Annotated in this window: 12 protein-coding genes; 6 read left to right on the plus strand and 6 right to left on the minus strand. The window is 50.1% G+C overall.

Annotation, left to right across the window (positions count from 1 at the left end):
- Positions 1-130: 130 nt before the first annotated feature.
- Positions 131-847 carry an iron-sulfur cluster repair di-iron protein gene (gene ric, locus HUU10_01345; protein ID NUQ80231.1) on the minus strand — a complete coding sequence of 239 codons (717 nt, stop codon included), beginning with the start codon at positions 845-847 and terminating at the stop codon, positions 131-133.
- A gap of 166 nt (positions 848-1,013) precedes the next feature.
- Here ric and HUU10_01350 point away from each other — a divergent pair, with 166 nt between their 5' ends.
- The 4 genes from HUU10_01350 to HUU10_01365 are packed head-to-tail and all read left to right on the plus strand — an operon-like array spanning position 1,014 to position 5,843.
- Positions 1,014-2,168 carry a transporter gene (locus HUU10_01350; GenBank protein NUQ80232.1) on the plus strand — a complete coding sequence of 385 codons (1,155 nt, stop codon included), beginning with the start codon at positions 1,014-1,016 and terminating at the stop codon, positions 2,166-2,168.
- Between the two features lie 49 nt (positions 2,169-2,217).
- Positions 2,218-2,976: a hypothetical protein gene (locus HUU10_01355; GenBank protein NUQ80233.1), complete on the plus strand. Its 759-nt coding sequence runs from the start codon at positions 2,218-2,220 to the stop codon at positions 2,974-2,976.
- Positions 2,977-3,030: 54 nt separating this feature from the next.
- On the plus strand, positions 3,031-4,170 hold the full coding sequence (locus HUU10_01360; GenBank protein ID NUQ80234.1) for an FIST C-terminal domain-containing protein: 1,140 nt from the start codon (positions 3,031-3,033) through the stop codon (positions 4,168-4,170).
- Entirely contained in the window at positions 4,170-5,843 is a 1,674-nt protein-coding gene (locus tag HUU10_01365; protein NUQ80235.1) for a response regulator, read from the plus strand. The genes HUU10_01360 and HUU10_01365 overlap by 1 nt, the downstream gene beginning before the upstream one ends.
- Before the next feature lie 54 nt (positions 5,844-5,897).
- Here the strand turns inward: HUU10_01365 and HUU10_01370 are convergent, their stop codons facing one another.
- The 5 genes from HUU10_01370 to HUU10_01390 all read right to left on the minus strand — a co-directional run bounded on the left by HUU10_01370 (position 5,898) and on the right by HUU10_01390 (position 12,223).
- Positions 5,898-7,475, minus strand: coding sequence for a 4Fe-4S binding protein (locus HUU10_01370; protein ID NUQ80236.1), 1,578 nt, complete (start codon positions 7,473-7,475; stop codon positions 5,898-5,900).
- Between the two features lie 14 nt (positions 7,476-7,489).
- A complete protein-coding gene (locus HUU10_01375; protein NUQ80237.1) occupies positions 7,490-9,436 on the minus strand; it encodes a 2-oxoacid:acceptor oxidoreductase family protein in 1,947 nt (648 codons plus the stop codon).
- 96 nt (positions 9,437-9,532) lie between these two features.
- A complete protein-coding gene (locus HUU10_01380; protein NUQ80238.1) occupies positions 9,533-10,063 on the minus strand; it encodes a CBS domain-containing protein in 531 nt (176 codons plus the stop codon).
- A gap of 208 nt (positions 10,064-10,271) precedes the next feature.
- Complete coding sequence (locus HUU10_01385) at positions 10,272-11,183, minus strand: exopolyphosphatase (GenBank protein ID NUQ80239.1); 912 nt, start codon at positions 11,181-11,183, stop codon at positions 10,272-10,274.
- Positions 11,184-11,221: 38 nt separating this feature from the next.
- A complete protein-coding gene (locus HUU10_01390) occupies positions 11,222-12,223 on the minus strand; it encodes a ketoacyl-ACP synthase III (protein NUQ80240.1) in 1,002 nt (333 codons plus the stop codon).
- Positions 12,224-12,379: 156 nt separating this feature from the next.
- On the opposite strand from HUU10_01390, the gene rfaD reads away from it, so the two are divergent.
- Positions 12,380-13,351 carry an ADP-glyceromanno-heptose 6-epimerase gene (rfaD, locus tag HUU10_01395; GenBank protein ID NUQ80241.1) on the plus strand — a complete coding sequence of 324 codons (972 nt, stop codon included), beginning with the start codon at positions 12,380-12,382 and terminating at the stop codon, positions 13,349-13,351.
- 194 nt (positions 13,352-13,545) lie between these two features.
- A complete protein-coding gene (locus HUU10_01400; protein NUQ80242.1) occupies positions 13,546-13,959 on the plus strand; it encodes a rubrerythrin in 414 nt (137 codons plus the stop codon).
- Positions 13,960-13,990 lie beyond the last annotated feature (31 nt).

Here is a 13,990-nt window from a genome sequence, read left to right on the forward strand (position 1 = left end):
GTATTCCGAATTCTGTATTCTGTATTCTGAATTCTGACTTCTGTATTCTGAATTCTGACTTCTGTATTCCTTCCTCCCGGTCCCTGCACTTTAACTATGCTCAGTGACCGGGACCTTGGGGCCTGACTATTTAAGCAAACGACTCTTCCAGCACCTGCGCACGTTTATGAAGAATGTTGTTTTCCAGGTGAATGTGCTGGTGAATATCCATTTCCCATTCACGCAATTCCTGGAACCCGATCCGGTAGGTGTTGCATCCATCTTCCGGTACCGAAAAATGGTTCGAAAGTTCGCGGAGATCGCGTAAGTCTGCCCCGGCTTCCACATGTTCATATTCCATCATCCGAATAGGATGCTGCACCGACGGAAACACGGCCGAAGGCTGGCCCTTACCCGTACGCTTATTTTCCTCCATAGCCTTGATATAGGGAAAGAGCATCATTTCTTCTTTCATCAGATGCTGAACCAATCCGCTGTAATGCCGGTTAAAGACATCCCTGATCTGGATCAGTTCGGGATGGTTACTGCCATGAACCGTGGCCAGTTTGTTAAGCCTGCCCACCAATACCGGACCTCTTTCCCGAATAAAAGCATGGTGCTTCGCAAGAATGTAATCGATCAGGGCGACCGTCTCCATCGACCCAAAATCAGGAAGATCGCCGGCCTGCACCTCGACCGAGGTGGCCAGCTCTATGAAAAATTGCTCTGCATCCAGTCGCTTCTCTTCAACCACATCTTTTAACAAGCGACCCCCGCCGCAACAGAAGTCAATATGGTACTTTTCGAAAACGCGAACCGACTGATGGTGGTCACGGACAATATCACCTATGGTTTTATCTGCAAACATGATTCACTCCTTTGTTTTTTGTAAAAATACTTTATATGTACTTTTTAGTCCACATTAAATTTGTATTTTTACGTTTCAATGACCGGGTATAAGTCAGAGGCCTGGCTTCTGAGAGAAATTACCCGTTTCCGACCTATTTTTGGACAGTTTAATCAGAGTAACACATATGACTTACGGGATCCGGTTCAACCGGAATGAATGGTCCGGTGCCTTTGGCGATATCGGAACCGACCTGCCTTTGATAATCGGCATGCTGCTGGCAACCGATCTGAATGCAGCCAATGTTCTGATCGGATTCGGTGTCCTGCAGATTCTTACCGGGTTGGTTTACCGGATTCCCATGCCGGTTCAACCTCTTAAAGCCGTTGCTATGATCGTGATTGCTGGTGAAATACCTGGGGCCGTCATTGCCGGCGGCAGCTTGGCCATTGGTGCGATTATGCTGCTTCTGACCGCAACCGGCCTGCTCATGGTGCTGGCTCGTACCATCCCAAAACCGGTGGTCCGGGGTATTCAGATGGGTTTGGGAATTCAATTGTCTCTGGTTGCCCTGAAAGATTATCTGCCATCGCTGGGTTGGTCGGGGTATGCCCTTGCACTGATCGGATTTTCAATCGGGGTTGTTCTGCTCGGTAACCGACGGTATCCGCCAGCCATTCCCATTCTTCTCACAGGTGTTTTATTCGCTTTTGTGGTTCCATCGGGTGACTCCATTTCCTTTTCACTTTCCCTTCCCGTTCTGGCAGCACCCGATTTATCCTGGCAGGTCATTCTGACCGGATTGGTGGTCCTTGCCCTGCCTCAGATTCCGCTTTCTCTGGGAAATTCGATCCTTGCCACCCACCAACTCGCCTCCGATTACTTTCCGGAAAGAAAAATCACCATCAATAAAATTGGCTGGACCTATTCGATCCTGAACCTGGTCACTCCCTTTACCGGAGGCATTCCGGTTTGTCATGGATCGGGGGGAATTGCCGGACATTACACTTTCGGTGGCCGGACGGGTGGTTCAACCATCATTTACGGCCTTTTCTATGTTGTGTTGGGTCTTTTTTTCAGTTCTGCTCCCTCCTATGCCCTTTCCCTGTTTCCAAAACCCACGCTGGGAGTTATCCTGCTGTTCGAAGGAATGGTCCTGATCCTTCTGGTAAAGGATATCATCACCGACCGGAAGGTTTTTTTCATTGCCGTTCTGGTTGCGCTTCTCGCTGTCGGACTTCCTTCCGGCTATCTGATCGGGATGCTGGTGGGGACCACTTTGTATTACCTGAGGAACCGGGGAGTCCTTTCCCATGCCGGCCATCGTGATTCTGACCACTGAGAATGTAGTGATCTGGTGATTTTGCCGGCCGAATCAGTTATATTCCCCCATGGCGGGTCATCAGGCTCCGGGGGTTAATCCTCTTCTTGAACAATATATGCATCAGCATGATGTGCTCATTCATCTGCTGAACCGAACGAGTAACCGGCTGGGCGAAACGTTTTTCGTCGATCTGGTTACCGAATTGGGTGCCTCACTGAAAGTTCCCTTTTCCTTTATCACCGAATGCACCCTCGATGACCCCGATCGGGTGAAAACACTGGCATTCTGGAACCAGGGAAAAGTATCAGCCAACTTCAGCTACCATCTCAGAAACACGCCCTGCCGCCGGGTGATAAACGGTGAAAGTGTCATTTTTCCAGAAAAAGTGAGAGACTTTTTTCCCGATGATTTCGGTTTGGTGCAAATGAATGCCAGTTTCTATGCAGGAGAACCCCTGTTTGATTCAGATGGTGAAGTCATCGGACACATTGTGGTCATGAGCCAGGAACCGGTTCATGATACCGAATGGATTTTCCTCGTACTGAAATTAATGGCCCTCCGGGCATCGGCCGAGCTGGAACGGAAAATTCTCGATGCAAAACTGCAAACAACCATCCGGGACCTTCAAACAGCCCTCGACAATGTAAGAACCCTTCGGGGATTGGTTCCGATTTGTGCAAGCTGTAAAAAAATCAGAGATGACACCGGTTACTGGCAACAGGTCGAATCCTACGTGGCCCGCCATACCCATGCCGATTTTACACACGGAATCTGCCCTGATTGCCGGAACATGCTCTATCCCGAACTGCAGAACGCCGATGAGTGACCGCAGGGAATTTTTTTGGTTCCCTATCCGTTCATGTTATCTTTCCATTCGACGATGAAAACCAAACAATACCTATTAAACGCTTCACGGCGACTGAACCCCTCTTTACCCGACTCGGACGCGTCGGTCGGGCTGGTCCTTGTCTTCGGCAGCCGTCCGCTTCTGGATCAGGAACTGGCCGGGCTGAATCTTGCCGGAAGGTTTCCGTCCGCACTGATTACCGGATGTTCCACCTCGGGTGAAATTCGGGACACCGAGGTCACCGATGAAACCATGGTGATCACCACCATTTCAGCCGACCATTGCCGGTTTTACGGCACCACAGCAGATATCCGTCACTTTGGCTCCAGTGCCGATGCAGGTGAATCCCTCATCGCCGCACTTCCGAAGGAGGGGCTCAGACACGTGTTTGTCCTGTCTGATGGACTTAATGTGAATGGCTCCGAACTGGTCCGCGGACTCAACAGACTACTCCCTTCCGGTGTTTCTGTGACCGGCGGACTGGCAGGAGATTCCGACCGGTTCGAAACTTCACGCGTGATCTGGAACGGGCTTCCGCACAACCACCTGATTGCAGCAGTTGGCTGGTATGGGGAACCATTAAAAATCGGATATGGCAGTCTCGGAGGCTGGGATCCCTTCGGTCCCGAGCGTGTGGTCACACGATCAGCAGGAAACAAACTTTACGACCTCGATGGAAGAAACGCCCTGAACATTTATAAAACCTATCTTGGTGAACAGGCCAACCATCTTCCCGGCTCGGCCCTGCTGTTCCCGCTGAGCCTCAAATTAACCCTGTCTGCAAAACCAGTGGTCCGGACCGTGTTGTCAATCGATGAAACCGATCAGTCCATGACCTTTGCCGGTGACGTTCCGGTCGGGGCTTACACGCAGATGATGAAAGCAAATTTTGACCGGCTGATCGATGGAGCATCGGGTGCTGCAGAAGCCGCGAGTACAGGTTCATTGCAGGGCACAGAACCCGAATTGGCCATCCTGATCAGTTGCGTGGGCCGTAAAATGGTTCTCGGACAGCGAATCGAGGAAGAAGTGGAAGCTGTTCGGGATACACTGGGACTTTCCACAACCCTCACCGGCTTTTATTCCTATGGTGAAATCTCCCCGTTTACCCCGGATGCCACCTGTGAACTCCACAACCAAACCATGACAATCACCACATTTTCTGAACGGTAATGTCTGAGCAACACCCACTTCTGAACCGGCAGATCCGGAAATACCTGGATAACGATCCGCAGCTGATCGAAAAAATCGGTGGTTTTCTGAGTGCGGTTCAATCCGCCTATGAACAGGCCGATTCCGACCGGAAAATGCTGGAACGATCCCTCGAACTCAGCTCGGGTGAATTGGTTAAATCCAACACCGAACTCAGAGCCATTTTCCGCGCGTTTCCCGATATGTTTTTCCTTGTTAACGGCAGTGGAATCATAATCGAACACCGGGGCGGCTCACCGGAAGATTTATATGACCCCGATCTGAATCTGTCCGGAAGGTCCATTTTCTCCGGACCGGATCAGCTCGTTGGTGAACGCTTCATGGCCATTTTTAATAAGGTCCGCGAAACAAACACCATTCAGAGTCTCGAGTATTCGCTCCATATTCATAACTCGAATAAGTATTATGAGGCCCGTTTCGTCCCGCTCGAGTCGGGTAACACCATTATAATCATCCGGAACATCACCGAGAAAAAGAAACTCGAAGCCCAGTTTCTCAGAACCCAACGGATGGAAAGCATCGGAACCCTCGCCGGTGGCATTGCACACGATCTGAACAACGTATTTGCCCCGCTCATGTTATCGGTGGACCTTCTCCGGACCCGGGTTACCGACGAAAAATCGGTCAAAATCATCGGAACTATTGAAGAGTCGCTGAGGCGCGGGGCCGATATGATCCGGCAGGTGCTTGCCTTTGCCCGTGGGGTTGAAGGGAATCACCGGGTACTCGACCCGAAACGGATTATTCAGGATGTCCTGAAAATTGCTGAAGATACATTTCCGAAACAAATACGCCTGCAATCCGAAATAGCCGGGGATCTTCCCATGGTCAGGGGTGATGAAACCCAGCTTCATCAGGTGATTCTCAACATCTGCGTCAATGCACGGGATGTAATGCCTGTGGGCGGAACTTTGCGTATTCAGGCCCGGACACTCCATCTGACCAATCCACCCATCGATTCTGTGATGAAAGTGGGTGAATTCGTGGTCATTTCCATCAGCGATACAGGAGCCGGAATTCCTGCTTCCATCATTGACAAAATCTTTGAACCTTTTTTCACAACCAAGGATGTGGGCAAAGGAACCGGACTGGGACTCTCAACAGCTCTGTCTATTATGAGAAGTCACGGCGGACACATCAATGTGTACAGCATTGAGGGACGGGGAACGACCTTCACCGTGTATGTTCCAGTTGCCGGTCAGGTTGTTTCAGAACAAACTCCACCGACTCCGTCTGCCATTGAACATGGAAACGGGGAATGGATTCTGATCATTGATGACGAAGCCCCCATCCGGATGATTGCCGAACAGACGTTAGTCGTCTACAATTACAAGGTTATTACCGCTGCCAATGGCTATGAGGGAATCCAGATGTTCAAGCAACATCAGGATAAAATCAGCCTGGTGATTTCAGACATGATGATGCCTGAAATGGATGGGATCGAAACCGTCCACCACATCCGACGAATGAGTTCAACCGTACCAATCCTTGGAACCAGCGGACTCAGTTCTTACAGCCAGGTTTCCGATCTCACCGGACCTGCCACTTCCTTTTTGTCAAAGCCTTATTCAGGCTACGAATTGCTGACTGAAGTGCGGCGGATGATTGATGAATCGCTGATCAGCGGATCCTGATTAAAAAAAAGGGGGCCTGAAAGCCCCCTTTTTCATTTACAATATCTGGTACAATTACCGCAATCCCGCCAGTTCCTGAAGCATGTGCCAGTTTTCCAACCGGTTTTGCATGGTTTCCAAAAGTTCAGGCGAAGGCTCTCCTTCCTTACCAAACTGTTTGGCAAACCGGCCTTCACTTCTTGCAAAATCAATAAAGGTAACCGGTTCATTGGTCTTCGGATTGGTGTACCAATCGTCTTTCGGATTCGGATTACCCTGAAGGCTCAACCGCTCACGGAAAGTCTTACCTTTTCTCGGATCGTACACAAATAACGGGAAGGCACGTGTATCCACTGCAAGCCTGGCTTGGGTCGAGGCCATGTTATCCCCCACTCCGTGCTCGGGTTGGCATGTGGTATACACCGACAGAACCGCAGGACCATCAAACTCGTTAGCCGCCATTACCGCCCGGTAAAAATGATTGATGTGCGCGGCTGTGGTTTGAGCCACAAACACATTCGGGTGCATCATGGCAATGGTCCCAAGTTCCTTCCGGCTTTCCTTCTTGCCCTTACCTTCTTTTCCATATGCCGACATTTTCGCTTCCTGCCCGTGGAAGGATCCGGTAGAAGCCTGACCACCGGTGTTCGAGTACACCTGTGTATCGAGAACCAGCACCTTGATATTCATTCCAGAAAGCAGCATGCGGCTCAACGCCTGAAATCCGATATCCAGCATGGCACCATCACCACCGATCAGCCACATCACTTTCTTACGGCTTTCCGGATCCTGATCCCATTTAGCTCTGACGCCCATGGCGAAGGTGGGACCGTTTTCGAACAATGAATTGGCCCACGGTGTTAAAAACGGGTTGTAAGGATAGGTGGAAGAATACACGGTGTTGCATCCCGTCGATGCGATCACGCCGACCTGATCGGGACCGTAGACGAATCCTGTGGCCGCCAGCATCATCCGGATGGCAGTTGCTTCACCACACCCCATGCAGGATCCCGCTCCGCCAACATACAAAAGTGACTTTCCTGCCAGCATCATATCGGCAAGCACTTTTTCGTTGATGTATTTACCCGGAGTTTCCGGGGCCTGCTTGTAGGCCTCAAAAGCTGACCGGTACTGAGTCATGTTGTCCGGTGTCTTCCTGATCATTTCAAGCGCATTGTCATCGCAGACCGTTACGCATTCTGCACACCCTTTGCACTTGGTCGGATCAATGAAAATGCCAAACAATCCGCCGGTGCCTGTTTTCTTCTCAAAAACCGTGTGGTATTTCTGTGTTTTTACAAACTGACTCCGGAAATGCTCACGGAGCGCCGGATCCGAAATAGCTGCCAGTTCCTTTTCAAGCTGATCTTCTTCAATCACCTTCCCCAAAATGGCTGTATCAGGGCATTCTGTCACACATTCCATACATCCGACACAATTTTCCGGGATGTATTTCGGAATTTCGGGGGCAATGTAACTGAAATCACGCAGAACACCGGTTCCTGCCGGAATCAGCGATTGAACCGTGGTGATATCGGCTGGCAAGGCTTTTTCGGCAGTACCCGAATTGTAAGCTCCAACAATCCGTTGGTTGAAATCCTCCCGGTCGATAACAAAATCAGTCCGGGGGGCTGGTTGGTGGGTTGTCGACATGGTCGTTCCTGATTTTAATGTGTTGATAAAACGGGTTGCTGAATTACCGTATCGGGGATAACGCGGTACTCAAGGTATCCTTTTTTCACACAGGTCATGTTGTCTTCAATGACCCGCTCACCGCGCTTTCCGAAGTACTTCCGGATGGCTTTTTCCACTCCTTTGAAAACAGTCTCATCCGATATACCCTTTTCCTTCTGAAAGGGCGTATTTCCAAGGAAAATCCCAAGCAGCACAATTCCCTGCATCCGCTGAACCAGATCAGCAGATGAAGAAACCAGACGGGCCACCTCGACTGTATCCATGTAAACAACCCGGATGTTTCTTTGTCTGATCTGCTCACGGGACTTCAGGGGAATTGAAGCCCACACATCAGCCGGTGACTCATATCCCGATTGAATAAACAGGGTTCCGCCTTCCACCAGCCCTGAAAGCGGATTGGAGTGGTTGAAGGCATAGAAATCGTTCACGGCCACAAACTCAACATGCTCCAGCTCGGCATGGGTGCGGATGTGCCCATCGGCCAGTGTCAGGTAATAGGTGGTTGGAAGCCCCTTTTTCTCAGATCCGTATTTCGGATAGGCTTGTACATGTTTTCCAAATACCTCTCCGCCAATGGTCGCAATGATTTTGTTGGTGGTCACCGAACCGAATCCACCCACCGAATGCCCGCGCATCGAAAAAGCGCCGGAAGGCCTTACATCCGGATCAACCGAAATTGGCAGTGCCAGCGGATGGTCAATGCCAAGTGTGAAGAATCTTTTTCCCGATTTTTCCATGTTTTCGTAAGTGGCAATCAGGTGACCCGGCCTGATGTCCCGCGATCCCATTCCTGCGGTAGCCGAGTAAATCACTGGTAACTTTCCAATCACCGGAAAACCCTCGGTACCGATCAGGGCATCAGCAAAGGCTGCCTTGATCTCAGCCGTCAGCGGATTGGATTGTGCCAGCGGATTGTCCATCCGTTCAATCACGGTAAAGGCGCGCACGCCTTTCAGAGACTGAACCAGCTGAACCGACGGAAATGGTCTGAATGAACGTACGTGAACCACACCTGCTTTCACCCCACGGTTCTCCCGCAGCCAGTCAGCGGCAGTTTCGGCTGTTTCAGCCAGTCCACCCATGCCTACAATGGCAAACTCGGCATCTTCCATCCGGTAGGTATCTACCTGTGAATACCGGCGGCCGGTCAGTTTTGCAAACTCATCAAAGGCAGAATCAATGGCAGCAGGCACGATATCATAGAAAAACCGTTGTGCCATCTTCCCTTTCATGTAGGCATCCTGATTCTGAACAACACCGGTCATGACGGGATTGGCTGTATCGAACAGATTCAGTACCCGGTCCTGCGGCTTTCCCGCAAAGCTGGCCATCAGTTCCGGCTCACAAAGCATGACTTTTTCGATGGTGTGTGTGGTCAGAAATCCATCCTGAACCGACATAATGGGTGTACGGGTGTCCTCAGCAATCCGCCTGGTGATCAAGGCAAGATCACCGGCTTCCTGAGCATTTCTTGCAAACAAAATGCCCCAACCGCAATCAGCCACCGACATGATGTCATCATGCCCGCAATGGACGTTCAGCGAATGTGAAGTGAGTGCACGGGCCCCGATATGAAAAACAATCGGCAGCCGTTTTCCCGAAATGGTGTATAATACTTCTTTCATCAGAACAAGACCTTGTCCCGATGTAAAATTGGTCACCCGGCCACCAGCCAGTGCAAAACCTTCACAGGCCGAGGCGGCAGAATGCTCAGATTCCGGCTCGATGAACGCCAGGGTTTCACCCCACAGATTTCGTTTACCATTGGCAACCTCTGCCTGAAATCCGCCCCCCATATTGGTGGATGGTGTAATCGGGTAGGCACAGGCCCCCTGGCAAATATGGGTTTCGACCCACACAACTCCACCCGTCCCGTCGGTGGTGGTTTCTATTCCCGGATATGGTACCGGTTTACTCATTGCAAGAATCCTTCCAGAATCTGGTTACAGTTGATAAAAAATTGGGCCTTTGGTGGCGGTATCCTGATAGAAACTCAGGATCCGGCTCGATTGCTCTCAGGCACCTTCGCGCGATTGATTTTTCCTGAGTGGCTGAGGCGGAAGGTTTAAAACTTCCGAATCACAGAATGAACAGATAAAGGAGACCACATCCCTGATGGAAAGAACCGAAACCGGTAATCCCTGACTGTCCACGATGGGAATGTGCCGGTAACCGCCCACCACCATTTTGTTCATGGCATAGACAATGGCATCCTCATCATGCAAAGATTCCGGATTGGGGGTCATGTAATCGGCAACGGGTGTATCCGCCAGATCTACCGAATTGCCGATCAGGCGGTTCAGAATATCGCGCTCGGTAAAAATCCCGGCCAGATGTCCCTCGCGGGTGACCAGCAGAGCCCCGAATTTGCGTGTCTGCATGATTCCAATGGCCTCGGCCAGAGAAGTTTCATGTCCGATCAGCGTGGCAGGCACCAGGTTCAGGTCTCTGATCGGTCGGGTCAGAATGTCATCGAAAACAAACGGAGTTCTTGATTTTGCTACCGGTTCCAGATAGTGGCTGAGTTCATCATCCAGGTATTCCATCGCTTCCCCCCAACATTGTTGATTTAACTAAATTTAGTCAAAGTAAAGAGCAGTGACAATACCGGGAAACTTTTTTAATCCGCTTTTCTGTTTGTTCTTGAAAATTAAGCACTTATAAAGAATTACATCTCTTTTTATCCTGTCGTCAGTCATAAAAAAGGCTGCCTTGAAGCAGCCCTTTTTGTTATTCTGCAAACAATGATTTCTGTCAGCCATCCGCCTTACAAAGGTCGATGATTTCTCTGATTTTGGCATCAGCAGTCGAAGCATCCAGCTGGCAGGTCCCTGCCCCCTTATGTCCGCCGCCTCCGAAACGTGCCATCAGCGACCCAATGTTGGTTTTGCTGGTACGGTTAAAAATCGAATGTCCCAGTGCGCAGACGATGGTATTCTTATCCTTGCCATAATGTACCCGTACCTGAATATTGGCGGCGGGATACATGGCGTAGATTTTAAACCGGTTTCCGGTGGGAACGTCATCGGCTTTCCGTAAATCGGTGACAATGACATTTTTCTCGACAACCGAGTATTGTTTCATTGCTTTTTCAAACTCTGATTCGTGCTCCCGGTACCGGTCCACACGCTGTTTAATATCCGGAATGTTCATGATTTCTTCTACCGATTTGGTCCGGATCCAGTCAACCAGCTGCATCATCAGCTGATAGTTCGAAATATCATAATCCCTGAATTTTCCGAGACCGGTCCGGGGATCCATCACATAGGAAAGCAGAATCCATCCGGATGGATTCAACACATCATCCATGCTCAGCTGGGCAGCATCCGATTTATCGACTTCAATCAGCAGTTTTTCATAACGGGCAAATTTGGGTGATTTATAATAGTTGTACACCACCCGGGCAGCACTTGGGGCCACTTCAAACAATCCCTTAAATCCGGATTCCATATCCACCCGCTCTCCTTCACTGGCATGGTGGTCAAACCACATGGCACAGTTAGGGTGATAAGGCAGATTGGTGATTATATCATTGGAGGTGATTTCAATTTTTCCATCCTGCATGTCCTTCGGATGGGCAAACACCACTTCCTCAATGCTTTCAACTTCCTTTAACAAAACCGCACACACCAATCCATCGAAATCGGACCGTGTCACTAAGCGCATGGAAAACCTCCCTTTTAATGATTCTTTAATATACGTTTTTAGTAGCGGATTATCACACTTCCCCAGGTAAAGCCGGCGCCAAATGCCGCCAGTCCGATCAGATCCCCCCGCTGTATCGTTCCTGCATGGACCAGTTCAGACATGGCAAGCGGAATAGAGGCTGCAGTGGTGTTCCCGTATTTCTGAATGTTTGAAACCACCTTCTCAGGTGAAATGCCCAGAGAGGATCCGACTGCTTCGGTAATCCGTAAATTGGCCTGATGTGGGATAAACCAGTCCAGATCTGTGACGGTCTTTCCGATTTTATCCAGCGATTCCTTCAGTACTTCAGGGAACCGGGTAACCGCATGCTTGAACACATAGCGGCCATTCATCTGCGGAAAATGGATTCCCGAGTCAACCATCTCATGGGTTACCCGGACCGGTTCCAGCGGGGTTGGTCCATAACACCACAATTCTTTTGCGTATTTTCCTTCAGAATGCATGGAATGACTCAGAATACCCGTTCCTGCTTCCTGAGTTCCCGTCAGAACCACCGCACCGGCTCCGTCACCGAAAATGACCGCCACATCCCGGCCCGCCGTGGTCTTGTTCAGAGAAGTCGATTGCAATTCAGCTCCGACCAGCAGAATCGTCCGGTAAAACCCGGTTTTGATAAATGCATCTGCCATTTGCAAACCGTAAACAAAACCACTGCACTGCATCCTGATATCATAGGCTGCCAGATTGGATTTAAAATCGAGATGATTCTGAATGGTACAGGCACAGCCCGGGAAGAAATACTCTGAGGAAAGCGTCGCAAAAATGATACAATCCACATCTGCCGCCGACAGTCCGGCATGGGCCAAAGCCATGGTGGCCGCCTGAGCACCCATCCAGCTGGTCGATTGTTCAGGCACATTCGCATACCGCCTTTCCCTGATACCGGTCCGTTCCTGAATCCAGGCATCGGTGGTATCCATCAGTTTTTCAAGGTCTGCGTTGGTAATACGGTTCTCGGGAACATAATGGCCGATTCCGGCAATCCGGGTGCTTGTCATCGCTGACGTCCTTTCTTGATGGTAAGACGGACGGAATCCCGGTCCGGTATCTGGCTTGACTGCCCAAGTGAGCAGGTGGGTCTGGTTTGGATTATTCTGTACAAATTTATTTCTTTATCAGTTAAAGGCAACTGATTTCAGCGAGACAGGATTTATATGTTTATCATCACCGGCGGTGCAGGCTTTATTGGTAGTGTTCTGGCCTGGAAATTGAATCAGGAAGGAATCACCGATATCATGATCGTGGATAACCTTTCCACCAGCACCAAGTGGAAAAACCTTCCGGGTCGCCGGTATGAAGACTACATCCACCGCGATGCCTTTCTCGAGATGATCAATCAGAATAAGCTGCCTTCCGATATTCAGGCCATTTTTCACATGGGTGCCTGTTCATCGACCACCGAGGCAGATGCCGACTACCTTATGCGGAACAACTACCAGTACAGCAAGACACTGGCCGAATATGCCATCAGAAAACGTATCCGGTTCATCTATGCAAGCAGTGCGGCCACCTTCGGTGACGGAACCCGCGGATTTCAGGACGATGAAACTGCCTTGGATCAATTGCTCCCCATGAACATGTACGGGTATTCCAAACACCTTTTCGATGTATATGCCCGCCGCAAAGACTGGTTTTCCGAAATCGCCGGCCTCAAGTTTTTTAATGTGTTCGGACCCAATGAATACCACAAGGGTGAAATGGCCTCGGTGGTGTATAAATCCTGGTTGCAGATTCTGGAAACCGGCCGGGTCAAGCTTTTTAAATCAAACCACCCCGATTACCGCGATGGCGAGCAACTGCGCGACTTCATCTATGTGAAAGATGTGGTTGATGTCATGTGGTGGCTGTATCAGAATCCAAGGGTAAACGGCCTGTTCAACCTTGGAACCGGTACCCCCCGCACCTGGAAAGACCTCGTATCGGGTGTCTTCCATGCCATGAACCAGCCTGTGAAGATCGAATTCATCGACATGCCCCCCTCCCTCAGAAAATCCTACCAGAATTTCACCGTGGCTCCCATGCAGAAACTGGCTGCCACCGGTTGCCCGGTTGCCTTCCAACCGCTCGAGTCGGCAGTACATGATTATGTGACCAATTATCTCATGACTCCCTACCCGAATCTTTAGTTAGAACTTTTATAAATAACAAAAACCGATAAATCTTTTTTATAGGATCGATTGATCTTTTTGATTGAAATTTAACCTGTTGTGTTCTTACTGATTCACAAGGTTTGGTTATATTGCATCACGGAATCAGAAGTCCGATTCCAACCCGAACCCGGGAAGTTGTTGTCGTCAATCAAACAAAGTCAGGAGTGCTTATGAATCTGAAGTCATCAAAGACCATTGAAAATCTGAAGGCTGCATTTGCCGGTGAATCCCAGGCCAATCGCCGCTATCTGTATTTTGCCCGTCAGGCCGATATCGAAGGCTATCCTGAAGTCGCCAGCGTGTTCAAGAACACCGCTGATGGCGAAACCGGACACGCTTTCGGCCACCTCGATTTCATCAAGGAAGTGGGTGATCCTGCAACCGGAATGCCCATCGGCGAAACCGCAGAAAACCTGAAAGCCGCTGTTGCCGGTGAAACCTATGAGTACACCGAAATGTACCCGGGTTTTGCAAAAACCGCCCGTGAGGAAGGCTTTGCAGAAGTTGCAGAGTGGTTCGAAACCCTCGCCCGCGCCGAGAAATCACACGCCGGAAAGTTCCAGGCAACTCTCGACGCCATGTAACGGTTTCCGCTCTTTCTAAAACCCTGCCGTT

It is taken from the genome of Bacteroidota bacterium (genome assembly GCA_013360915.1).
In the GTDB taxonomy this organism is placed as follows: Bacteria; Bacteroidota; JABWAT01; order JABWAT01; family JABWAT01; genus JABWAT01.

What these genes read in the sequence shown, in the direction of transcription:
- HUU10_01355 (NUQ80233.1), top strand. Translation starts at nt 2,218, where the DNA reads ATGGCGGGTCATCAGGCTCCGGGGGTTAATCCTCTTCTTGAACAATAT.
- HUU10_01380 (NUQ80238.1), bottom strand. Translation starts at nt 10,063, where the DNA reads ATGGAATACCTGGATGATGAACTCAGCCACTATCTGGAACCGGTAGCA.
- HUU10_01370 (NUQ80236.1), bottom strand. Translation starts at nt 7,475, where the DNA reads ATGTCGACAACCCACCAACCAGCCCCCCGGACTGATTTTGTTATCGAC.
- ric (NUQ80231.1), bottom strand. Translation starts at nt 847, where the DNA reads ATGTTTGCAGATAAAACCATAGGTGATATTGTCCGTGACCACCATCAG.
- HUU10_01360 (NUQ80234.1), top strand. Translation starts at nt 3,031, where the DNA reads ATGAAAACCAAACAATACCTATTAAACGCTTCACGGCGACTGAACCCC.
- HUU10_01365 (NUQ80235.1), top strand. Translation starts at nt 4,170, where the DNA reads ATGTCTGAGCAACACCCACTTCTGAACCGGCAGATCCGGAAATACCTG.
- HUU10_01390 (NUQ80240.1), bottom strand. Translation starts at nt 12,223, where the DNA reads ATGACAAGCACCCGGATTGCCGGAATCGGCCATTATGTTCCCGAGAAC.
- HUU10_01385 (NUQ80239.1), bottom strand. Translation starts at nt 11,183, where the DNA reads ATGCGCTTAGTGACACGGTCCGATTTCGATGGATTGGTGTGTGCGGTT.
- HUU10_01375 (NUQ80237.1), bottom strand. Translation starts at nt 9,436, where the DNA reads ATGAGTAAACCGGTACCATATCCGGGAATAGAAACCACCACCGACGGG.
- rfaD (NUQ80241.1), top strand. Translation starts at nt 12,380, where the DNA reads ATGTTTATCATCACCGGCGGTGCAGGCTTTATTGGTAGTGTTCTGGCC.
- HUU10_01400 (NUQ80242.1), top strand. Translation starts at nt 13,546, where the DNA reads ATGAATCTGAAGTCATCAAAGACCATTGAAAATCTGAAGGCTGCATTT.
- HUU10_01350 (NUQ80232.1), top strand. Translation starts at nt 1,014, where the DNA reads ATGACTTACGGGATCCGGTTCAACCGGAATGAATGGTCCGGTGCCTTT.